The 23,025-nt window shown below is 61.1% G+C and carries 17 protein-coding genes and 1 tRNA gene; 15 read left to right on the forward strand and 3 right to left on the reverse strand.

From position 1 onward, the window contains the following. Positions 1 to 20 precede the first annotated feature (20 nt). The 7 genes from infB to QMX91_RS02705 all read left to right on the forward strand — a co-directional run bounded on the left by infB (position 21) and on the right by QMX91_RS02705 (position 7,435). Entirely contained in the window at positions 21 to 2,540 is a 2,520-nt protein-coding gene (gene infB / locus QMX91_RS02675; RefSeq protein WP_139055473.1) for a translation initiation factor IF-2, read from the forward strand. A 160-nt stretch (positions 2,541 to 2,700) separates the two neighbouring features. Further along, positions 2,701 to 3,099, forward strand: a complete 399-nt coding sequence (rbfA, locus tag QMX91_RS02680) for a 30S ribosome-binding factor RbfA (RefSeq protein ID WP_003221549.1) — start codon at positions 2,701 to 2,703, stop codon at positions 3,097 to 3,099. Between the two features lie 4 nt (positions 3,100 to 3,103). Next, a complete protein-coding gene (gene truB / locus QMX91_RS02685) occupies positions 3,104 to 4,021 on the forward strand; it encodes a tRNA pseudouridine(55) synthase TruB (RefSeq protein ID WP_024011571.1) in 918 nt (305 codons plus the stop codon). Positions 4,022 to 4,136: 115 nt separating this feature from the next. Beyond that, positions 4,137 to 4,406, forward strand: coding sequence for a 30S ribosomal protein S15 (rpsO, locus tag QMX91_RS02690; protein ID WP_003221553.1), 270 nt, complete (start codon positions 4,137 to 4,139; stop codon positions 4,404 to 4,406). Between the two features lie 193 nt (positions 4,407 to 4,599). Continuing rightward, entirely contained in the window at positions 4,600 to 6,705 is a 2,106-nt protein-coding gene (gene pnp, locus QMX91_RS02695; RefSeq protein WP_007961443.1) for a polyribonucleotide nucleotidyltransferase, read from the forward strand. A gap of 129 nt (positions 6,706 to 6,834) precedes the next feature. Then, positions 6,835 to 6,910, forward strand: a tRNA-Thr gene (locus QMX91_RS02700). A 225-nt stretch (positions 6,911 to 7,135) separates the two neighbouring features. Further along, positions 7,136 to 7,435 (forward strand): DUF6388 family protein, encoded by a 300-nt coding sequence (locus tag QMX91_RS02705; protein ID WP_098967158.1) that lies wholly within the window; start codon positions 7,136 to 7,138, stop codon positions 7,433 to 7,435. Positions 7,436 to 7,486: 51 nt separating this feature from the next. On the opposite strand, the gene nadC is transcribed toward QMX91_RS02705, so the two are convergent. Continuing rightward, entirely contained in the window at positions 7,487 to 8,335 is an 849-nt protein-coding gene (gene nadC / locus QMX91_RS02710) for a carboxylating nicotinate-nucleotide diphosphorylase (protein ID WP_027610785.1), read from the reverse strand. Positions 8,336 to 8,704: 369 nt separating this feature from the next. Between nadC and QMX91_RS02715 the strand changes: the two genes are divergently transcribed. The 5 genes from QMX91_RS02715 to QMX91_RS02735 all read left to right on the forward strand — a co-directional run bounded on the left by QMX91_RS02715 (position 8,705) and on the right by QMX91_RS02735 (position 15,312). Further along, complete coding sequence (locus QMX91_RS02715) at positions 8,705 to 10,891, forward strand: DUF1631 domain-containing protein (RefSeq protein ID WP_135294937.1); 2,187 nt, start codon at positions 8,705 to 8,707, stop codon at positions 10,889 to 10,891. 64 nt (positions 10,892 to 10,955) lie between these two features. Beyond that, entirely contained in the window at positions 10,956 to 11,516 is a 561-nt protein-coding gene (gene ampD / locus QMX91_RS02720) for a 1,6-anhydro-N-acetylmuramyl-L-alanine amidase AmpD (protein WP_027610787.1), read from the forward strand. Then, complete coding sequence (gene ampE, locus QMX91_RS02725; RefSeq protein WP_098967162.1) at positions 11,513 to 12,352, forward strand: regulatory signaling modulator protein AmpE; 840 nt, start codon at positions 11,513 to 11,515, stop codon at positions 12,350 to 12,352. The genes ampD and ampE overlap by 4 nt, the downstream gene beginning before the upstream one ends. A 265-nt stretch (positions 12,353 to 12,617) precedes the next feature. Next, positions 12,618 to 14,648, forward strand: coding sequence for a methyl-accepting chemotaxis protein (locus QMX91_RS02730; RefSeq protein WP_282412199.1), 2,031 nt, complete (start codon positions 12,618 to 12,620; stop codon positions 14,646 to 14,648). A gap of 274 nt (positions 14,649 to 14,922) precedes the next feature. Next, positions 14,923 to 15,312 carry a hypothetical protein gene (locus QMX91_RS02735; protein ID WP_135294939.1) on the forward strand — a complete coding sequence of 130 codons (390 nt, stop codon included), beginning with the start codon at positions 14,923 to 14,925 and terminating at the stop codon, positions 15,310 to 15,312. On the opposite strand, the gene QMX91_RS02740 is transcribed toward QMX91_RS02735, so the two are convergent. Together QMX91_RS02740 and cra are read right to left on the reverse strand one after the other, a co-directional pair. Then, a complete protein-coding gene (locus QMX91_RS02740; protein ID WP_097090477.1) occupies positions 15,313 to 16,089 on the reverse strand; it encodes a TatD family hydrolase in 777 nt (258 codons plus the stop codon). Positions 16,090 to 16,092: 3 nt separating this feature from the next. After that, a complete protein-coding gene (gene cra, locus QMX91_RS02745) occupies positions 16,093 to 17,088 on the reverse strand; it encodes a catabolite repressor/activator (protein WP_027610792.1) in 996 nt (331 codons plus the stop codon). A gap of 306 nt (positions 17,089 to 17,394) precedes the next feature. Between cra and ptsP the strand changes: the two genes are divergently transcribed. Genes ptsP through QMX91_RS02760 form a run of 3 tightly spaced genes read left to right on the forward strand, consistent with a single transcriptional unit; the run spans position 17,395 to position 22,942 of the window. After that, the gene (gene ptsP / locus QMX91_RS02750) at positions 17,395 to 20,256 is read left to right on the forward strand and encodes a phosphoenolpyruvate--protein phosphotransferase (protein ID WP_282412200.1); all 2,862 of its coding nucleotides are present in this window, start codon (positions 17,395 to 17,397) and stop codon (positions 20,254 to 20,256) included. After that, positions 20,256 to 21,197 (forward strand): 1-phosphofructokinase, encoded by a 942-nt coding sequence (gene pfkB / locus QMX91_RS02755; protein ID WP_282412201.1) that lies wholly within the window; start codon positions 20,256 to 20,258, stop codon positions 21,195 to 21,197. Before ptsP ends, pfkB begins: the two co-directional genes overlap by 1 nt. 11 nt (positions 21,198 to 21,208) lie before the next feature. Further along, positions 21,209 to 22,942, forward strand: a complete 1,734-nt coding sequence (locus QMX91_RS02760; RefSeq protein ID WP_282412202.1) for a PTS fructose-like transporter subunit IIB — start codon at positions 21,209 to 21,211, stop codon at positions 22,940 to 22,942. Positions 22,943 to 23,025 lie beyond the last annotated feature (83 nt).

Below are 23,025 nucleotides of genomic sequence, written 5' to 3' on the forward strand. Positions count from 1 at the left end.
CGGCCTGAGGAGAGAAGTGCATGACGCAAGTCACGGTGAAACAACTGGCCGATGAGGTCAAAACACCGGTAGAGCGCCTGTTGCAGCAGATGCGTGAGGCAGGTCTGCCGCACACCGCCGCCGAAGAAAATGTGACTGACAGTGAGAAGCAATCCCTGCTGACTCACTTGAAGAGCAGCCACAAGGCGAAAGTGGAAGAACCACGCAAGATCACGCTGCAGCGTAAAACCACCAGCACCCTGCGTGTGGCTGGTAGCAAGAGCATCAGCGTTGAAGTTCGCAAGAAGAAAGTTTTCGTACAGCGTAGCCCGGAAGAAATCGAAGCCGAGCGCAAGCGTGAACTGGAAGAGCGTCGCGCAGTAGAAAATGCTGCTCGTCAGAAGGCTGAAGAAGAAGCCAAGCAGCGCGCTGAAGAAGAAGCGCGTCGCCAGCCTGCTGCTGCGCCGTCCGCTCCTGCCGAAGCTGTTGCAGCACCTGCGCCAGTCGCTGAACCCGTGCGCGACGCCGCGCCGGTTGCTGCTGCGCCGGCTGCCGACACTCGCAAGCGTGACGAACAGCGCCGTCCGGACAAGCCACGTGCCGACGATAACAATCGTCGCGGCGGTGGTGGCGATGGCGAGCGCAAAAACGCTCCGCATCGCGCATCGGTCAAAGAAAAAGCGCCGGCTCCACGTGTGGCGCCACGCACTACCGACGAAGAAAGCGATGGCTTCCGTCGTGGTGGTCGCGGCAAGGCCAAGCTGAAAAAACGCAACGCTCACGGTTTCCAGAACCCTACCGGTCCTGTCGTGCGTGAAGTGAAGATCGGCGAGACCATCACTGTTGGCGATCTCGCTCAGCAGATGTCGGTCAAAGCTGCTGAAATCATCAAGTTCATGTTCAAACTGGGCACTCCAGCGACCATCAACCAGGTACTCGATCAGGAAACTGCTCAACTGGTAGCTGAAGAGCTGGGCCACAAAGTGACCCTGGTCAGCGACACCGCCCTGGAAGATTCCCTGGCCGAGTCCCTGAAGTTTGAAGGTGAGGCAGTTTCCCGTGCGCCAGTCGTGACCGTAATGGGCCACGTTGACCACGGTAAGACTTCCCTGCTCGATTACATCCGTCGCGCCAAGGTAGCAGCGGGCGAAGCCGGCGGCATTACCCAGCACATCGGTGCGTACCACGTTGAAACCGACCGCGGCATGGTGACGTTCCTCGACACCCCTGGTCACGCTGCGTTTACCGCAATGCGTGCCCGTGGTGCCAAGGCGACCGACATCGTGATCCTGGTGGTTGCGGCGGACGACGGCGTGATGCCACAAACCATCGAGGCTGTTCAGCACGCTCAGGCGGCTGGCGTTCCTCTGGTGGTTGCGGTGAACAAGATCGACAAGCCGGGTGCCGACCTCGATCGCATCCGCAGCGAACTGTCGGTTCACGGCGTGACTTCCGAAGAGTGGGGCGGCGACACTCCATTCGTACCGGTTTCGGCGAAAATGGGTACCGGCGTTGACGAACTGCTCGAAGCGGTTCTGCTGCAGGCCGAAGTTCTCGAACTGACCGCCACTCCATCGGCTCCTGGCCGTGGTGTTGTCGTTGAATCGCGTCTGGACAAGGGCCGTGGCCCGGTAGCCACTGTTCTGGTTCAGGACGGTACGCTGCGTCAAGGCGACATGGTGCTGGTCGGCTCGAACTATGGCCGCGTGCGCGCCATGCTCGACGAGAACGGCAAGCCGATCAAGGAAGCAGGTCCGGCCATTCCGGTCGAGATCCTGGGTCTTGACGGTACGCCGGACGCTGGCGACGAGATGAGCGTGGTTGCCGACGAGAAGAAAGCCCGTGAAGTGGCTCTGTTCCGTCAAGGCAAGTTCCGCGAAGTCAAACTGGCTCGCGCTCACGCCGGCAAGCTGGAAAACATCTTCGAAAACATGGGCCAGGAAGAGAAGAAGACGCTCAACATCGTCCTCAAATCCGACGTCCGTGGTTCGCTGGAAGCTTTGCAGGGCGCTCTGAACGGCCTGGGCAACGACGAAGTGCAAGTGCGCGTAGTCGGTGGCGGTGTCGGTGGTATCACCGAATCCGACGCCAACCTGGCACTGGCTTCCAACGCTGTACTGTTCGGCTTCAACGTGCGTGCCGATGCTGGCGCACGGAAGATCGTCGAGCAGGAAGGTCTGGACATGCGTTACTACAACGTGATCTACGACATCATCGAAGACGTCAAGAAAGCCCTGACCGGCATGCTCGGCAGCGATGTTCGCGAGAACATCCTGGGTGTGGCCGAAGTGCGTGATGTGTTCCGTTCGCCGAAGTTTGGCGCGATCGCCGGTTGCATGGTGATCGAAGGTGTTGTGCACCGTAACCGTCCGATCCGTGTACTGCGTGAAGACATCGTTATCTTCGAAGGCGAGCTGGAATCCCTGCGCCGCTTCAAGGATGACGCTTCCGAAGTACGTGCCGGCATGGAATGCGGTATCGGCGTGAAGAGCTACAACGACGTCAAAGTCGGTGACAAGATCGAAGTCTTCGAGAAGGTTCAGGTTGCTCGCAGCCTCTGACTCGCGCACTTCAAGGGCCACGCCGAGCCGCCGCATGCAGATGCGCGCCACGGCGTCAGGACTCTAAACGCAACGCCCGGTCTGGCTTTTGTCAGGCCGGGCGTTTGCCGCTTTCAGACCTTGCGGGTTTCACCGTGGGGCAGTAACAGGTAACAAAATCATGGCAAAAGAATACAGCCGTACCCAACGTATCGGCGATCAGATGCAGCGTGAGCTGGCCCAGCTGATCCGTCGTGAAGTCAAAGATCCGCGCGTCGGCCTGGTCACCATTACCGCTGTGGAAGTCAGCCGTGACGTCGGTCACGCGAAGATCTTCATCACCGTGATGGGGCAGGACAACGCTGAAGACATCGCGCAAAGCATTAAGGTGCTCAACGCTGCCGCAGGTTTCCTGCGCATGCAGCTGGCCCGTGAAATGAAGCTGCGCAGCGTGCCGCAATTGCACTTCCACTACGACGAAAGCGTCGTGCGTGGCGCGCATCTGTCGGCCCTGATCGAGCGCGCCGTGGCTGAGGACAATCAGCACCTGGCCGCTGCACCTGAAGACACCAAGGAGTAATTCGGTGGCTCAGGTCAAACGTATCCGTCGTAACGTCAGCGGTATCATCCTGCTCGACAAGCCGCTGGGGTTCACCTCCAACGCCGCGTTGCAGAAGGTTCGCTGGTTGCTCAACGCCGAGAAGGCCGGTCACACCGGCAGTCTCGACCCGCTGGCCACCGGTGTATTGCCGCTGTGCTTTGGCGAGGCAACGAAGTTCTCGCAGTACCTGCTCGATTCCGACAAGGGTTACGAAACCCTGGCGCAACTGGGCAAGACCACTACCACGGCGGACGCCGAGGGTGAGGTTTTGCAGGAGCGCCCGGTGACCGTTGGTCGCGCCGATGTCGAAGCGGTTCTGCCGAAATTTCGTGGGCAAATCAGTCAGATACCGCCGATGTACTCGGCACTCAAGCGTGACGGTCAGCCGCTCTACAAGCTGGCCCGTGCAGGCGAAGTAGTGGAGCGCGAACCGCGTTCTGTTACTATTGCGCGCTTGGAATTGCTGGCCTTCGAAGGCGATACTGCGCGTCTTGCGGTGGATTGCAGCAAGGGCACCTATATCCGCACCCTGGTGGAGGATATCGGTGAGCAACTCGGTTGTGGTGCGTACGTCGCGGAACTGCGTCGTACCCAGGCCGGGCCTTTCACCCTGGCGCAGACTGTGACCCTCGAAGAGCTGGAAGCGGTACATGCCGAAGGCGGCAACGAAGCGGTCGACCGCTTCCTGATGCCATCGGACAGCGGCTTGCAGGATTGGCCGCTGCTGCACTTCTCCGAAGCGAGTGCGTTCTACTGGCTCAACGGCCAGCCGGTACGCGCCCCGGATGCTCCGAAGTTCGGCATGGTACGGGTACAGGATCACAATGGTCGCTTCATCGGTATCGGTGAAGTGAGCGAAGACGGGCGCATCGCGCCGCGTCGACTGATTCGGTCAGAATGACCGAACGAGTGTGGCTGTTAACAGGCACGGTCACTACTCATTTATAGATACAGGGATTTGTCCCTGGCCTGTTGAAACTGTTTTTGAAACAGTTTCCTGATAAAAGGATTGCCTCATGGCTCTCGACGTTCAAGAAAAAGCTCAAATCGTTGCCGACTACCAGCAAGCTGTTGGTGATACTGGTTCGCCAGAAGTGCAAGTTGCACTGCTGACCGCCAACATCAACAAACTGCAAGGTCACTTCAAGGCCAACGGTAAAGACCACCACTCCCGTCGTGGTCTGATCCGCATGGTAAACCAGCGTCGTAAGCTGCTGGATTACCTGAAAGGCAAAGATCTGAGCCGTTACAGCGCTCTGATCGGCCGCCTGGGTCTGCGTCGCTAATCAGCGATTGCGCTATGAGGTTGGTTGTCTGTCAGGCATCAGCGGTTTTCCGCTGGTGGCTGGCAGGCTCCCAGCCTCAAGTTTTATCTGCACTACCGTTTTACCCGGACAGTCAGCGGGCCGATTCCCGACATTGCCCAAGAATTTCGCAAGAAACCAGTTCCCCCAAGAGCCACAAAGAAGGTAGGACACCGTGAACCCGGTAATCAAAAAATTCCAGTTCGGTCAGTCGACCGTTACCCTCGAGACTGGCCGTATCGCCCGTCAGGCCTCCGGCGCAGTATTGGTCACCGTTGACGACGACGTCAGCGTATTGGTGACCGTAGTCGGTGCCAAGCAAGCCGATCCAGGCAAGGGCTTCTTCCCTCTGTCCGTTCACTACCAGGAAAAGACTTACGCTGCCGGTAAGATCCCTGGCGGTTTCTTCAAGCGTGAAGGCCGTCCTTCCGAGAAAGAAACCCTGACTTCCCGACTGATCGACCGTCCGATCCGTCCGCTGTTCCCGGAAGGCTTCATGAACGAAGTGCAGGTTGTCTGCACCGTCGTTTCCACCAGCAAGAAGACCGATCCGGACATCGCTGCGATGATCGGTACCTCGGCTGCCCTGGCCATCTCGGGCATTCCGTTCGACGGCCCGATCGGCGCCGCTCGCGTCGCTTTCCACGAAAGCACCGGCTACCTGCTCAACCCGACCTACGAGCAGCAAGCTGCTTCGAGCCTGGACATGGTCGTTGCCGGCACCTCCGACGCCGTACTGATGGTTGAATCGGAAGCCAAAGAGCTGACCGAAGACCAGATGCTGGGCGCGGTACTGTTTGCTCACGACGAGTTCCAGGTGGTGATCAACGCCGTCAAAGAACTGGCCGCTGAAGCTGCCAAGCCAACCTGGACCTGGGCTCCGGCTCCAGAAGCCACCGAACTGCTGGGCGCGATCCGTGCCGAGTTCGGCGAAGCGATCTCCCAGGCTTACACCATCACCGTCAAGGCTGACCGCTACGCACGTCTGGGCGAGCTGAAAGACCAGGTCGTTGCCAAGCTGTCCGGCGAAGAAGGCCAGCCTTCTGCTGCTGACGTCAAAGCCGCTTTCGGCGAAATCGAATACCGCACCGTTCGCGAAAACATCGTTAACGGCAAGCCACGTATCGACGGCCGCGACACCCGCACCGTACGTCCGCTGAACATCGAAGTCGGCGTTCTGCCTAAGACTCACGGTTCGGCGCTGTTCACCCGTGGCGAAACCCAGGCTCTGGTAGTCGCGACGCTGGGTACTGCCCGCGACGCACAGCTGCTGGACACCCTGGAAGGCGAGAAAAAAGACCCGTTCATGCTGCACTACAACTTCCCTCCGTTCTCGGTGGGCGAGTGTGGTCGCATGGGTGGCGCTGGTCGTCGTGAAATCGGTCACGGCCGTCTGGCCCGTCGCTCCGTTTCGGCCATGCTGCCGGCCGCTGACGTGTTCCCGTACACCATCCGTGTGGTTTCGGAAATCACCGAATCCAACGGTTCGAGCTCGATGGCTTCCGTTTGCGGCGCTTCCCTGGCCCTGATGGACGCTGGTGTGCCAATGAAGGCACCGGTTGCCGGTATCGCCATGGGTCTGGTTAAAGAAGGCGAGAAGTTCGCCGTCCTGACCGACATCCTGGGTGACGAAGACCACCTGGGCGACATGGACTTCAAAGTAGCCGGTACCGCCAAAGGCGTTACCGCGCTGCAGATGGACATCAAGATCAAGGGCATCACCGAAGAGATCATGGAAATCGCTCTGGGCCAAGCCCTGGAAGCGCGCCTGAACATCCTCGGCCAGATGAACCAGATCATCGGCCAGTCGCGTACCGAACTGTCGGCCAACGCTCCGACCATGATCGCGATGAAGATCGACACCGACAAGATTCGTGACGTTATCGGTAAAGGTGGCGCGACCATCCGTGCGATCTGCGAAGAAACCAAGGCTTCGATCGACATCGAAGACGACGGTTCGATCAAGATCTTCGGCGAAACCAAGGATGCCGCAGAGGCTGCTCGTCAGCGCGTTCTGAGCATCACTGCAGAAGCCGAGATCGGCAAGATCTACGTCGGCAAGGTTGAACGCATCGTCGACTTCGGCGCATTCGTCAACATCCTGCCGGGCAAGGACGGTCTGGTGCACATCTCGATGCTGAGCGACGCTCGCGTAGAGAAAGTCACCGACATCCTGAAAGAAGGCCAGGAAGTGGAAGTGCTGGTACTGGACGTGGACAACCGCGGCCGTATCAAGCTGTCCATCAAAGACGTGGCAGCGGCCAAGGCTTCGGGCGTTTAATCAGCCCACAGCTTTAGCGCAATGAAAATGCCCCGCCGTGAAAACGGCGGGGCATTTTTTTGTCTGCGAAATACCGGTACAGGCTTTGAAGTTGCCGGACTTCAAGACCGGTGCTAGGTTTAGCCCACCGCCCGTGTAGCTCAGCCGGTAGAGCAGCGCACTCGTAACGCGAAGGTCGCAGGTTCGATTCCTGTCTCGGGCACCATCCTCCTCATTCCCCGATTTGTGTCTCCCAGGTCAAAGTTTTTGTGCGAGAGATGTAAAGAGCCGTGTAATTCGTCATGCAAACGTCCTATATTCGGTGCCTGCATGAGCATCGCTTAGCAGTTTTCAGATGATCCCGAATGGTTCCGAAGGCCGGACAATCCGCGTCAGAGAGATCCTTGATGATCCAGATCCATCCTCCATTCTTACGATCAGCGAGAACGCCATGACCGAATTAACTCAAGAGCAACGACACGAACAAGCGTTGGCAAAGTACATTCTGGACGTACCGGACTTGAAAGAAGAGATCAAGGACCTGAGCCCTGATGATCAGAAAGATCAGATCCAGTGGGCGTTCGAGGACGAAGCCGAAGCCCAGGGCTTGCAGCCGTGGGAGCTGACGCTCAAGTACACCAGCACCCCTGAAGAGTTTGAGGCCAAGCGCCTGGAGCTGCACAAGGAGGCGGCCGAGGTGTTGGGCGTCGAGTGGGACGAGTACTGCGAGATGAATAATCTGGTGGTCTGAAACAAAAACGCCAGCCTCAATCGGGCTGGCGTTTTTTATGGCGTGACAGCCTCAGAGGCTCAGACGCATCGACAGGTCCACCGCCTTCACATCCTTGGTCATCGCCCCGATCGAGATGTAGTCCACCCCGGTCTCAGCGATCGGCAGCAGTGTGCTTTCATTGATACCGCCGCTGGCCTCCAGTTTGGCCTTGCCGCCGTTCAAGCGGACAGCTTCGCGCATGTCATCCAGGCTCAGTTCGTCGAGCATGATGATGTCGGCGCCGGCAGTCAGCGCCTCCTTCAGTTCTTCCAGGCTCTCCACTTCGACTTCCACCGGTTTGCCCGGCGCGATCTTGTGCGCGGCGGCGATGGCCTGCGCGATGCCACCGCTGGCGGCGATGTGGTTTTCCTTGATCAGGAACGCGTCGTAGAGACCGATGCGGTGGTTGTGGCAACCACCGCAGGTCACTGCGTATTTCTGCGCCAGACGCAGGCCCGGCAAGGTCTTGCGGGTATCCAGCAGCTTGACCTGGGTTTGCGCCACGAAGTCCGCCAGATATTGCGCACGCGTGGCCACGCCGGACAGCAGTTGCAGGAAGTTCAGCGCACTGCGTTCGCCAGTCAGCAACGAACGGGCCGGGCCCTCCAGATGAAACAACGGCTGGTTGGGTTTGACCCGTTCACCGTCCCGTACCTGCCAGTGCACCGCGACGCGCGGATCGAGCTGGCGAAACACCGTGTCGACCCACGCCGTGCCGCAGATAACCGCCTCGTCGCGAGTGATGATGGTGGCTTTGGCCAGACGTTCGGCCGGGATCAGTTGTGCGGTGATGTCGCCGCTGCCGACATCTTCGAGCAACGCACGGCGCACGTTGGCTTCGATTTCGGCGGTTAGATCGGCGAGACGTAGATTCGGCATAACGGGCTCCACAAACTAAGTGCGCCGATTATAGGGGCATGGCGAGAGCCAACCCAAGGCGAGAACGCGCGTGCCTGACTGCAACTGGTCGATTTCCTGTGAGCAAAGCGCGGTTTTTCGTGGTCACTGCAAGGTGCGACGGCATAGGGGAAACCCTGACGGCTATAGCGCCGGGGACAAGTTTTGCAAGATAATCCGCCTTGCATTTGACGTCATGGCTTTGACGCCGATGTGGGAGCGGGCTTGCTCGCGAAAGCGGTTTGTCAGTGACAGTTTTGGCGAACGACACACCGCTTTCGCGAGCAAGCCCGCTCCCACAGGGAATTGCGCGGTAACTGCCCAGTGGAATCACCGTTTCAGGAGGCTTGGATGCACAACGACGGGAATGTAGTGCCTTTGCACAAGGCCGCTACCGATCAGGCGAATCATTCGCCGCTCGCCCGCCTGCCTGTGATTCTGCTTCAGGTCCGCGACAAGGCCGCCCAGCAACTGCGCCACGGTTTGCAGGAGTTGTTCGATAATGCCGACGACACCCTGTTCGAAATGGCCGACCGAGCGCGCAACGATGTCGAGCAGAACATCTTTTTCGAAGCCATGCGCGACCTGCGCCTCAAGCGCAAAAACATCGAACGGGGTTTTCTCGAGCAATTCTTCGAAGCCTTTGTCGCGCTGATTCAATACGAAGTCGTGCAACCCACATTGTCCGGCACGCTGATATTCGAGGATTCGGCACCGCGTACCGATGACATGGAACGCAGCGTGGCGGTCGAGACCATGGTCGGGCGGGTGCTCAAGCGTGATGGCTTTGCTCTTGATCAACTGACTGCGCGGCTCAACGTGTTGCTGGGCAAGGATTTCGATAACCAACACAATCCGCTCGGCCCGGCGATGCTTTGCGAGTTCTTTCTGCAGGCCGGACGTAACCTGGGCGTGGAGATCAAGGTCAAGCTGATCCTGCTCAAACTGTTCGAACGCTACGTGCTGGCCGATACCGAGCAGTTGTATGCCGAAGCCAATCAATTGCTGGTCGCCACCGGCGTGTTGCCTGAGTTGAAACCGGCCCCCGCACGCCGCGCAATCGAGCGTGCGGCAGCAAGCATCAGCAGCGAAGAGAGTGACGAACCCGCGCCCGCCGACGAAGGCGTGCAGGAAGTCTTCGCCGCGTTGCAGGAACTGCTGCTGCACGTGCGCGGCAGCGTCGCGCCGACCCTGGAGCCGAGTGCGGCGGCGCAACCGATCAGCACCCGCGATCTACTGCGCCTGCTTTCACACTTGCAGCAATACGTCCCGGCACTGGCGGCGCAGGACGATTTCGATCTGCGCAATCAGCTTGAGCAGCTGCTGACGCGGGTCAGCGTGAGGAGCGGCAAATCACGCATTGTCGACGGCGCGGATGAAGACGTGATCAACCTGATCGCCATGGTCTTCGATTGCATCCTCGAAGACCGTAACCTGCCGGATTCGCTCAAGGCGTTGATCGCGCGTTTGCAGATTCCGATGCTCAAGGTGGCAGTACTCGACAAGAGTTTCTTCAGCCGCAGCAGCCACCCGGCGCGGCGCCTGCTCAATGAAATCGCCGATGCCGCCATGGGCTGGGGCGATTGCAATGGCGAGGCGCGTGACAGCCTGTATCTGCGCATCGAACAAGTGGTGCAGCGCCTGTTGAGCGACTTCGTCGACGACCCGGCGATTTTCTCCGAGTTGCTCGCCGATTTCCTGGCGTTCACCAGTGATGAGCGGCGGCGCAGCGAGTTGCTGGAGCAGCGTTTGCGCGATGCCGAGGAAGGGCGGGCGAAAACTGAACTGGCTCGGCAGCGAGTCGAGCATGTGCTGAACCAGGCGTTGCTGGGTAAAGTCCTGCCGCCGTCGGTGGTGACCTTTGTGCGTGATGCGTGGAGCAAAGTGCTGCTGCTGACCTGCCTCAAACATGGCGACCACTGCGCTGAATGGCAGGCCGATGTGCAGACCATGGAGCAATTGATCTGGAGCGTACAGCGTCACGACGAGGTGGACGCCGATCTGCAGTTGCTGGCGCTGGTGCCAGGCTTGCTCAAATCATTGCGTGATGGCCTGAGCAGTTCGGCGTTTGATCCGTTCGCCACCAGCGAATTTTTCAGCGAGCTGGAAGCGCTGCATGTGCGGGTGCTTGAACCGCTCACCGAGCAGCCGCCGGCCGATGCGCCGGCGTTGGTGGAGGTGTCGCAGCACATCACCCTGCGTAGCGCCGACGAGGGCGCGATCGGCGTGAATGCCAGCGGCCTGGCGCATGACGACCCGGGGCTGCGTCAGTTGGAGCAACTGCGCCTGGGCAGTTGGGTGGCGTTCCAGGAAGATGACGAGCACAGCCTGCGCTGCAAGCTGGCAGCGATCATCGAAGCCACCGGCAAATACGTGTTCGTCGACCGCACCGGGATGAAGGTGCTGGAGCGCAGCCGCGTCGATCTGGCCCTCGAGTTCCGCCGTGGCGCGGTGCGGGCGCTGGATGACACCTTGCTGTTCGATCGGGCGCTGGAGTCGGTGCTTGGCAATCTGCGGCGACTCAATCGCGGCAAGTGATCGCGCGCCGGGGCCCGATCACGGCATACTGGGCGCCAACACAGTCGGCGTTGAAGGAATCGGTATGCAGTTGGATCCCGCTAGCGGGTGGTGTCACGGGGTACAGGTCTGCCCATCGCCCAACTTCAATGAACGCCCTGCGGGCGAAATCTCCCTGTTGGTGATCCACAACATCAGCCTGCCGCCGGCGCAGTTCGCCACCGGCAAGGTGCAGGAATTTTTCCAGAATCGTCTGGATGTCACCGAGCATCCCTATTTTGCAGGGATTGCCGACCTGCGCGTCTCGGCGCATTTTCTGATCGAACGTGACGGCAGCGTCACCCAGTTTGTCTCCTGTCTTGAGCGGGCGTGGCATGCTGGCGTGTCGATGTTCGAAGGCCGGGAAACCTGTAACGATTTTTCCGTGGGCATCGAGCTCGAAGGCACTGATGATCTGCCCTTTTCCGATGCGCAGTATCAGGCGCTGATCACGTTGACGCGTCAGCTGCAAACAGCATTTCCGGCTATCACCGGCGCCCGTATCTGCGGGCACAGCGACATCGCACCCGGGCGCAAGACCGATCCTGGCCCGGCATTCGACTGGGCGCGTTACCGCGCAGCCCTGGCACAAGAGGAAGGACAATGAGTTTTCTGGTGTTACTGCTGGCGGTCTGGATCGAGAAATTCTCGGCCCTGCGCCATCGGGTTCAACGCGATGGCGGATGGATCCGCGAACTGCACAAACTCGAAACCAGCGCGCGCCTGGCCCAGCGACCATGGCTGGTGCTGACGATTCTGGTGTTGCTGCCGGTGGCGCTGCTCGGCTTGTTGCTGGTGGTACTGGAACCCGTTGCGTACGGCTTGCTGGCCTTGCCGGTGCATTTGCTGGTGGTGATTTATGCGCTGGGGCGCGGTGATCTGCTCGGCGGTCTCGGGCCGTTTCGTGACGCATGGCGTCGCGAAGACCTCCAAGCCGCCGCGCATGTGGCCAAGCGTGATCTGGATATCTGTGCCGACAGTGGTGAGCAATTGCTGGATCGGGTCCAAGGGCACCTGTTGTGGCAGGCCTATCAAAGTTTCTTCGCGGTGATCTTCTGGTACTTCGTGCTCGGTCCGGTCGCGGCGCTGGCTTATCGCTTGCTCGCATTGGCGGAAGAACACAGCCAGAACCCGGCGCTCGCCGAACGTGCCGGACAGTTACGTCACGCCTTTGACTGGTTGCCAGTGCGCTTGCTCGCCGCCAGTCTGGCTCTGGTCGGCAATTTCGTCGCGGTCAGCCGGGTGATGTTGCATGAGCTGCTGAACTGGAACATCAGCGCCGCGCAGCTGATCAACAAGGTCGGGCTGGCAGCGGGTGAGATCCCGCCGCCGGTGGTCGGGCCTGAAGGCATCAACACCCTCGATTGCCTGTGGGAACTGCTGCTGCGCGCGGCGGTGTTGTGGTATGCCGGGTTTGCCTTGTGGACAGTGTTGATTCACTGATACTCGCCCGTGAAATTCATTGTGGTGAGGGGATTTATCCCCGATGGGGCGCGCAGCGGCCCCAATATCTTAATGGGGCTGCTGCGCAGCCCATCGGGGATAAATCCCCTCGCCACAGGTCAGTGACCGGCGCAGCGTAGTCGTTAACCTTAAGTTACAAAACCTCTCCCCGATTTGAGCTATACAGAGACAGCGCCCGATAGTGGCTATCTGCTGTCGCCCCGCGCCTGCCAATAAAAACAAGAAAAGCCAAGGGAGACTTCCAGTGAAGAGCTTGCTCTATCCCGCCGTCTCGCTGATGAACCGTCTGAGCTTCGGCATGAAGTTCAGCTTGATCAGCGTGCTGTTCCTGGTGCCAATGCTGGTGACCAATTTTTATCTGGTGCGCGATTCCTATCGCGAATTCCAGGGCACCCGGGTCGAATTGCAGAGCCTCGACCTGCTGGGCAGCAGCCTGAGCCTGCGCCGGGATCTGGAAACGCTGAACAATCTGGTGCAGATCAACGTCACCCTCGGCCAGTCCGGCAAAGCCGACAACCTCGAAGCGCAGATCAGCAGCCTGGAGCAATCCGTGCTGGCGCGCCTGCAAGGTTTGCAGGCGATGACCGACGATCCCGAGCAGATCAAACTGTTCGACGGCAAACGCGATGAAATGATCAGCGCGTTCAAGGCTCAACAGGCGGAAAGCTCCCTGCAAAGCAAAAGCGCGATGATCGGCAAACTGCTCGGCAATGCGCAGATCTTCAGCCAGATCGTCACCAGTCAGGCCGGTCTGAGCCGCGACAACCAGAGCGACATCCGCCAGCTCAGCGAGCTGCTCACCAATATCACTCCGGCCGTGACCCAGACTCTCGGCGAAGGTCGGGCCATCGGTTCGTATTCGTTGGGGCAGGGCTTTCTCAACAGTTCGTCGAGCAGCCGTTTCGACGAGTTGCTGGCGCAGATCGAAAAGCTCCAGGCTGAATACGCGTTGAAACTGCAGGACGCCCTCGACTCCAGCCAGGCCGCGCGCGTCAGCCTCAGCGCGCCGGCCGACAGCAGCAAGGCTTCGCTCAAACAGGCCAGTGAACTGTTTGAGGCGAAAGTCGTGGTGGCCGAGACCCTCGATACCCCGTGGCAGGCGTTCTACGATCAGGTCACCGGACTGATGGCGCAGACCTACCAGCTCAATGACGCGACCCTGAAATTCCTCGATACCCAACTGCAGCAGCGCCTGGCGCAAAACCGCACGCACATGGTGTTGCAGGCGGTGGCGCTGGCGGTGGTGTTCGTGCTGATTTTCTATCTCTACGGCGGGTTCTACGCCTCGACCCGCACCACGCTCAAGCGCCTGGGCGCGATGATGGACAAGGTCGCGGCCGGTGACATGACGGTCAATTTCAAGGCCAACAGCCGCGATGAACTCGGCGAGCTGGGTGAGGTGTTCAACGGCACCGTGAGGAAAATCCACGACCTGATCGAACGAGTCGGGCAGACCGTGGCTGAGGTCGAGCGCCAGGCCGAGCAGGTGGAAACTGTCTCGGCGCAAAGCAATCAGGCGGTGGCCGGGCAGCGCACGCAGATCGAGCAAGTGGCGACCGCGATGAACCAGATGTCGGCGACCTCGCTGGAAGTTGCACGCAGCGCAGCGGCAGCGGTGAGCAGCGCGCACAGCGTCAACGATGAAACCGTCAGCGGTCGCACACTGGTGGAGTCGCAGCAGGGCAGCATTGCTGCGCTGGCCAGTGAGATCGATCAATCGGTGCTGGTGATCAACCAGCTGGCCAGCGACAGCCAGTCGATCAGCCGCGTGCTGGAAGTGATCAAGAGCATTGCCGAGCAGACCAACTTGCTGGCGCTCAACGCCGCCATCGAAGCCGCCCGCGCCGGAGAGCAGGGCCGGGGATTTGCGGTGGTGGCGGACGAAGTGCGTACGTTGGCCAAGCGCACTCAGCAATCGACCGAAGAAATCGAGCAGATGATCAGCAAGCTGCATGGCGGCGTGGGCGCTGCGGTGAAGGCCATGGGCATTAGCCATCAGATGGCCAACGGCACGGTCGGGCAGTCGGAAAAGGTCCAGCAGGCGCTGGAAAACATCCTCGGCGCGGTAGGCATGATCGTTGATCAGAACCAGCAGATCGCTGCCGCCGTGGAGCAACAGACTGCGGTGGCCCATGACATCGACCAGAACATCGTCGAGATCAACCGCGCCGGCGAGCGCACGGCCCAGGGGGCGCACCAGACGGAGGACGCCAGCCGAGCGTTGTCAGCGCAGGTGGTGGAACTGAAACAGCTGATCAGCGCGTTCCGCGTCTAAGTCCTGACGCAGCGGAAGATCCTGTAGCGAGGGGATTCATCCCCGATGGGACGCATAGCGTCCTCCCAAGCCTGTAAGTGATCAGGGACCGCTGCGCAGTCCATCGGGGATGAATCCCCTCACCACAGGGCTGGAGCAGGGCAGATGTCAGAACATTTTGTAATGCATTGATGCTTACGCTTGTAAGCCAATTCCTGTTTTCTTCCGGCGGCTGGCTTTTCGTCATTATTGAGCCAGTATCCCTGATCAGTTAGTTGCGCTGAGGAGGCCGCGAATGTCCGTTGTAACCCTGGGAGTTCAGGGCCGTTGTGCTCATTGCCAGACCACGCAGGTGCTCAAACCCTGGCAACTCAATGCCATCGCAATCAATGAACCGTTTACCTGCAATCACTGCCAGAAAACCCTGGAGTTGCGCTGTCCGGTGCAGATCAAACGCTTCAAATCTCTCGACTCTCTCGGATTGCTGCGCTTCAGCGCGTCAGTCACGGTGTGCACCGCGCTGCTGGTGGCGTTGGTCATGGAATGGATCGGGCTGCTCAACGTGACGGAACAGTTGAATGCATCACTGATCGTGCTTTTCGTGTACTTCGCGCTGCTGCGTTTTGTTCATCATCGCCAGCACATGACCCTGATCCTCGAGGCGGCCAAGGCCCACGGCGACTGATTACCAGCCGAACACTTCGCAGCTGTTGGCGGTGCTGGCGGCGGCCAGTCGTTCTGCACTGACATTCATCAACTCGGCCAGTGCTGCACAGATCGCCGGCAAGTGCGCAGGGGTATTGCGTACTCCGGGAAACATCGCCGGGGCCATGTCCGGGGAGTCGGTTTCCAGCACGATCGAATCGAGCGGCAGATCCGCCAGTACCCGATGCATGCGCAACGCCTGCGGCCAGGTCGGCGCGCCGCCCAGACCCAGTTTGAAACCGAGCTTGATGTATTCGCGTGCTTCTTCGCGGCTGCCGGCGAACGCGTGGATGATGCCCGCGCGCTTGAGCTTAAAGCGCTTGAGCGTGGCGATCACCGCGGCGTGGCTGCGGCGCACGTGGATCAGCGCCGGCAGTTCGAAATCTGCCGCCAGTTGCAGCTGCGCGTCGAACAGCGCCTGCTGGCGTTCGCGGTCGAGGGTTTCGATGAAGTAATCCAGGCCGATCTCGCCCACCGCACACAGTTGCCGATGGCCGCGTAGCCGCGTCAGCCAGTCGCCGAGTGCGCGTAGATCTTCGGGTTGATGCTGATCGAGGTACACCGGATGCAGGCCGAATGCCGCGTACAGGTCGGCATCGCTCTGCACCAGCTCCCACACCCGTTGCCAATTGCCCTGATAAACCCCCAGCACCACCATCCGCCGCACCCCGAGGGCGCGGCTTTCGGCGAGCAAGGCCGAGCGATCGGCGTCGAAGTCGGGGAAGTCGAGGTGGGTGTGGCTGTCGATCAGCTCCACGGTTCAGTCCCGATGAATACGCTGCTTGAAGGTACGGGCGATGGCCTGCACGCCAGGCTTGTATTGCGATTGCTCGACGGCGGCCAGCGCCAGTTCCAGCGCCTTGTCGGCGATCAACTGGTGCTGCTGGGCCATGGCGTTGACCGGCAGCGGCAGAAAGTCGAGCAATTGCGTGTCACCGAAGGTGCCCAGACGCAGCGGGCGGGATTTGAGCGGGAAGTCATGCAGCGCATCGAACACGCCCTGCAACAGCACGTAGGACGTGGTCACCAGCGCATCCGGCAAATGCCCCAGGCGTTGCAGGAGTTCTTCCATCAATTGCTTGCCGCATTCGCGGCTGAAGGACTCGGCGTGCTCGATCAGCACTTCGCCTTTGAACTCGACCAGCGCCTGCTTGAAGCCCGCCGCACGTTCCTGACTGATGCTCAGCTCCGGACGCGCGCCGAGCAGCACGATCTGTTTCGGCTGCGGATCGAGCAGGCTCTGGGTCAGGTGCAGGCTGGCTTCGCGGTCGTCACTGATCACCGAGCAGAAGTGCTCGGGTTCCATGACCCGGTCGATGGCGATGATCGGCAAGCCCTTGGCCTGCAACTGGCGATAGCTGTCGTCACCGGCCGGCAGGCAACTGGCGACGATCAGCGCATCGCAGCGGCGCGCCTTGAACAGTTGCAGCAACTGGCGCTCGCTGTCCGGCGCATCGTCGGAGCTGGCAATCAGCAACTGATAGCCACGCGCCCGCGCGCCTTGCTCCAGCAGTTTGGCGATCCGCGCGTAACTGGGGTTTTCCAGGTCCGGCAGAATAAAACCCAACGTGCGCGTGTGCCGACTGCGCAACCCGGCCGCTTGCGGGTTGGGGGTGAAGCCGTGCTGTTCGACGACCGCACGCACCCGCTCGACCGTGGCGTTGCTGATGCGTTGCTGTTCGGCCTTGCCGTTGATGACGTAGCTGGCGGTGGTCACGGACACTCCGGCCAACCGCGCGATATCACTGAGTTTCAACCCGGGATTTCCTTGTTTTTTCGAGCTTGCCGCCACATTTTCGCCAATCCTACCCGATTCGGGCAGACGACTATTGTCGCAGCGCATCCGACAAGTTGGACTTCAAGGATGAGACATTATCGAGTAACGTGCCGATCAATCTAGATTAAACGTTTCAGCAAGCGTATTTTCTACGTTTTAGACGCCTTTGGCCGGTTCTGCCGTGAAACCGCCAAAACTGCCGCTGAAAAGCAGGCTGACCAGCGCCTAAGCTGTGACCATTCAAAACAATATCCTGGCGCATCCATGTGCCAAAAAGGAGATCGCATGCTCGAGCTCACTATAGAGCAGATATCCATGGGCCAATCGGCTGTGGATAAACCCGCCGCCCTGCAATTGCTTGCCCATCATCTGGTGGCCGATGGCCTGGTCGCCGATGGCTACCTCGCTGGATTGCAGGCCCGGGAAGCCCAGGGCTCGACCTTTCTCGGCCAGGGTATCGCCATCCCTCACGGTACGCCCGAGACCCGCGATCAGGTGTTCGCCACCGGCGTGCGGCTGATGCAGTTTCCCGAGGGTGTGGACTGGGGCGACGGCCAGATCGTTTATCTGGCGATCGGCATCGCCGCCAAATCCGACGAACACCTGCGTCTGCTGCAGTTGCTGACCCGCGCCCTGGGCGAGACCGATCTGGGTCAGGCCCTGCGTCGCGCCAGTTCTCCCGAGGCGCTGCTGAAATTGCTGCAAGGCGCGCCACAGGAACTGGCGCTGGATGCGCAGATGATCGGCCTCGGCGTGTCGGCTGACGATTTCGAAGAACTGGTCTGGCGTGGCGCGCGTCTGTTGCGTCAGGCTGATTGTGTGAGCAACGGTTTTGCCGGTGTGTTGCAACAAGTCGAAGCGCTGCCACTGGGCGATGGCCTGTGGTGGCTGCACAGCGAGCAGACCGTGAAACGTCCGGGCCTGGCCTTCGTCACCCCGGACAAACCGATGCGCTACCTCGGGCAGCCGCTCAGCGGTCTGTTCTGTCTGGCCAGTCTGGGTGAGGCGCATCAGGCGCTGCTTGAACGTCTGTGCGCGCTCCTCATCGAAGGGCGCGGCCATGAATTGGGCCGCGCCACCAGCAGTCGTAAAGTCCTCGAAGTGCTCGGCGGCGAACTGCCCGCCGATTGGCCGAGCGCACGTATTGCCCTGGCCAACGCCCACGGTTTGCATGCACGCCCTGCGAAGATCCTTGCGCAACTGGCGAAGAGTTTCGACGGTGAAATCCGCGTGCGCATCGTCGACAGCGCGGACAGCGCCGTGTCGGTAAAAAGCCTGAGCAAACTGCTGAGCCTCGGCGCCCGCCGTGGTCAGGTGCTGGAGTTGATCGCTGAACCGAGCATCGCCGCCGACGCCTTGCCCGCATTGCTGGCCGCTATCGAAGAAGGCCTTGGTGAAGAAGTCGAACCGCTGCCGGCCGTGAGTCAGCAACGCGAAGCCATCGCTGATATCGCCGAAGTGCTGATCGCCCCGGCGTCCGGCGCGCAGTTGCAGGCGATCCCGGCGGCACCGGGCATCGCCATCGGCCCGGCGCACATTCAGGTGCAGCAGGCTATCGATTACCCGTTGCGTGGTGAGTCCGCGGCCATCGAGCGCGAGCGCCTCAAGCAAGCGTTGAGCGATGTGCGCAGTGACATCCAGGGCCTGATCGAACGCAGCAAGGCCAAGGCGATTCGCGAGATTTTCATCACCCACCAGGAAATGCTCGACGACCCGGAACTGACCGACGAAGTCGACACCCGTCTCAAGCAGGGCGAAAGCGCCGAAGCGGCGTGGATGGCGGTGATCGAAGCGGCAGCCAAACAACAGGAATCGCTGCAGGACGCGTTGCTCGCTGAGCGGGCGGCGGATCTGCGGGACATCGGCCGCCGGGTGCTGGCGCAACTTTGCGGTGTGCAAACGCCGAACGAGCCCGAGCAGCCGTACATTCTGGTGATGGACGAGGTCGGCCCGTCCGATGTGGCGCGGCTCGATCCGGCCCGTGTGGCCGGGATTCTCACCGCTCGCGGCGGCGCCACGGCGCACAGTGCAATCGTCGCCCGTGCTCTCGGGATTCCAGCGCTGGTCGGAGCTGGCGCTGCGGTGTTGCTGCTGGAACCGGGCACGCCGTTGCTGCTCGACGGCCAGCGCGGTCGCCTGCACGTCGACGCCGATGCCGCGACCCTGCAACGTGCCGCCGAAGAACGCGACACCCGCGAGCAGCGCCTCAAGGCTGCCGCCGAACAACGTCATCAACCGGCGCACACCACTGACGGTCACGCCGTGGAAGTGTTCGCCAATATCGGTGAAAGCGCCGGGGTTACCGCTGCGGTCGAGCAGGGAGCCGAAGGCATCGGTCTGCTGCGCACCGAACTGATTTTCATGGCCCACCCGCAAGCGCCAGACGAAGCCACTCAAGAGGCCGAATACCGTCGCGTTCTCGACGGCCTCGCCGGACGCCCGCTGGTGGTGCGCACCCTCGATGTCGGCGGTGACAAACCGCTGCCGTATTGGCCGATCGCCAAGGAGGAAAACCCGTTCCTCGGCGTGCGCGGCATTCGCCTGACCTTGCAGCGTCCGCAGGTCATGGAAGCGCAGCTGCGCGCCTTGCTGCGTTCGGCGGACAACCGTCCGCTGCGGATCATGTTCCCGATGGTCGGCAGTGTTGAAGAGTGGCGTCAGGCCCGCGACATGACCGAGCGCTTGCGCCTGGAAATCCCGGTCGCTGATCTGCAACTGGGGATCATGATCGAAGTACCGTCCGCTGCATTGCTGGCGCCGGTATTGGCCAAGGAAGTCGACTTCTTCAGCGTCGGTACCAACGACCTGACGCAATACACCCTGGCCATCGACCGTGGTCATCCGACGCTTTCGGCCCAGGCTGACGGCCTGCACCCGGCGGTGCTGCAACTGATCGACATCACCGTGCGCGCCGCGCATGCCCATGGCAAATGGGTCGGCGTGTGCGGCGAGCTGGCGGCAGATCCGCTGGCGGTGCCGGTGCTGGTCGGCCTCGGTGTCGATGAGCTGAGCGTGTCCGGGCGCAGCATCGCCGAGGTCAAGGCGCGCATCCGCGAACTCAGCCTGACCCAGGCGCAAACCCTTGCTCAACAAGCCCTCACCGTGGGCAGCGCGAACGAAGTGCGTGCATTAGTGGAGGCCCTGTAATGGCCAAGATTCTCACCCTGACCCTCAACCCGGCGCTGGACCTCACGGTTGAGCTGCCACGCCTGGAGGCCGGTCAGGTCAACCGCAGCGACGAGATGCACACCCACGCCGCCGGCAAAGGCGTGAACGTCGCCCAGGTACTCGCAGACCTCGGGCATCAACTGACGGTCAGCGGCTTTCTCGGCGAAGACAATCTGCAAGCCTTCGAAACCCTGTTCGCCAAGCGCGGCTTTGTCGATGCGTTCATTCGCGTGCCGGGGGAGACGCGCAGCAACATCAAGGTCGCCGAGCACGACGGGCGCATCACCGACATCAACGGCCCGGGGCCGGTGGTCGACGCGACGGCGCAGCAGGCGTTGCTTGAGCGTCTGCTGCAGATCGCTCCGGGGCATGACGCGGTGGTGGTCGCCGGCAGTCTGCCGCGTGGCGTCAGCGCGCAATGGTTGCGCGAGTTGATCGAACGCCTGAACGGTCTCGGCCTGAAAGTCGCCCTCGACAGCAGTGGCGAAGCTTTGCGCGCGGCCATTGAAGGGCGTCCGTGGCTGATCAAGCCGAATACTGAAGAACTCGCCGATGCGCTCGATTGCGATGTGGTTTCGCACGCCGCCGAAGCTCAGGCTGCGGCGTGCCTGCACGCCAAGGGTATCGAGCACGTAGTGATCTCCCACGGTGCCGACGGTGTGAACTGGTTCAGCGTCGGCTCGGCGCTGCATGCCTCGCCGCCCAAGGTTACGGTCGCCAGCACAGTGGGTGCCGGTGACTCGTTGCTGGCCGGCATGCTCCACGGTCTGCTCAGTGCCGATACGCCCGAGCAGACCCTGCGCACGGCCACGGCGATTGCCGCGATGGCGGTGACGCAGATCGGTTTCGGCATCAACGATGCGGCGCAACTGGCGCAGCTCGAACAGGGCGTACGCGTGCGTCCCCTGACAGAACAATAAGAGGGTTTGTCATGAAATTAGCCATTGTCACGGCCTGCCCGAACGGCATGGTCACCAGTGTGCTGTGCGCCCGTCTGCTGGACGCGGCGGCCCAGCGTCAGGGCTGGAGCACCAGCGTTGAAGTGGTCGATGCGGCGCACCCGGAGCGCGAATTGTCGGCTGCCACCATTGAAGCGGCGGAGTGGGTGTTGCTGGTTGCCACCGGTGACGTCGACATGCGCCGTTTCGTCGGCAAGCGCGTGTTCCGCATCGCCCCGGCGCAAGCGCTGCAGGATGTCGAAGCGGTGCTGCGCCGTGGTGCGCAAGAGGCCGAAGTTTACCTCGCCAGCGAAGCTGTCCCGGTTGCCGCTGCGCAACGTGCCCCGCGCATCGTCGCCATCACCGCGTGCCCGACGGGTGTTGCCCACACCTTCATGGCGGCCGAAGCGTTGCAGCAAACGGCCAAGCGTCTGGGCTATGAACTGCACGTCGAAACCCAAGGCTCGGTCGGCGCGAAAACCCCGCTCAGCGCAACGGCGATTGCCGAGGCTGACGTGGTGTTGCTGGCGGCCGACATCGAAGTCGCCACCGAGCGTTTCGCCGGCAAGAAAATCTACCGTTGCGGCACCGGCATTGCCCTCAAGCAATCCGAAGCGACGCTGAAAAAAGCCCTCGCCGAAGCTCAGGTGGAGAGCGCTGCGAGCGACGGCAAGGCGCCGGCCAAGCAAGAGAAAACCGGCGTTTACAAACACCTGCTGACCGGTGTTTCGTTCATGCTGCCGATGGTGGTGGCCGGGGGTCTGATGATCGCCTTGTCGTTCGTCTTCGGCATCACCGCGTTCAAGGAAGAAGGCACGCTGGCGGCGGCGCTGATGCAGATCGGCGGCGAAACCGCGTTCAAGCTGATGGTGCCGCTGCTCGCCGGTTATATCGCTTACTCGATCGCCGACCGCCCGGGCCTGGCGCCGGGGATGATTGGTGGCTTGCTCGCCAGTACGCTGGGCGCCGGGTTCATCGGCGGGATCGTCGCCGGTTTCATCGCCGGTTATGCGGCCAAGTTGATCAGTCGTTATGTGGCGTTGCCGCAGAGCCTCGAAGCGCTGAAACCGATTCTGATCATTCCGTTGTTCGCCAGCCTGTTCACCGGGCTGGTGATGATCTACGTGGTCGGTAAACCGGTCGCCGGGATGCTCGCGGCGCTGACGCATTTTCTCGACAGCATGGGCACCACCAACGCGATTCTGCTCGGCGTGTTGCTCGGCGGCATGATGTGTGTCGACCTCGGCGGGCCGATCAACAAAGCCGCGTATGCCTTCTCGGTGGGGCTGCTGGCTTCGCAGAGTTATGCACCGATGGCCGCGACCATGGCCGCCGGCATGGTGCCGCCAATCGGGCTGGGCATTGCCACGTTCATCGCCCGCCGCAAGTTCGCCCAGACCGAGCGCGAGGCCGGTAAAGCGGCGCTGGTGCTGGGGCTGTGTTTCATCTCCGAAGGGGCGATTCCGTTTGCCGCGAAAGACCCGCTGCGAGTGATTCCGGCGAGCATCGCCGGTGGTGCATTGACCGGCGCGTTGTCGATGTACTTCGGCTGCAAACTGATGGCACCGCACGGTGGCTTGTTTGTGCTGGCGATCCCGAATGCGATCAATCATGCGTTGCTGTATCTGCTGGCGATTGTCGCGGGGAGTCTGTTGACTGCTGTTGTCTATGCGATGGTCAAGCGTCCGGAAGCGGTGGAGCTGGCGCTGGAACCCGCCAAAGCCTGACACTGCAACACCCCTGTGGGAGCGGGCTTGCTCGCGAAGGCGTCGTGTCAGTCGATATCTTTTTAACTGATACACCGCTTTCG

The sequence above is a fragment of the Pseudomonas sp. PS01299 genome, assembly GCF_029960145.1.
GTDB classification, from domain to species: Bacteria; Pseudomonadota; Gammaproteobacteria; order Pseudomonadales; family Pseudomonadaceae; genus Aquipseudomonas; species Aquipseudomonas putida_A.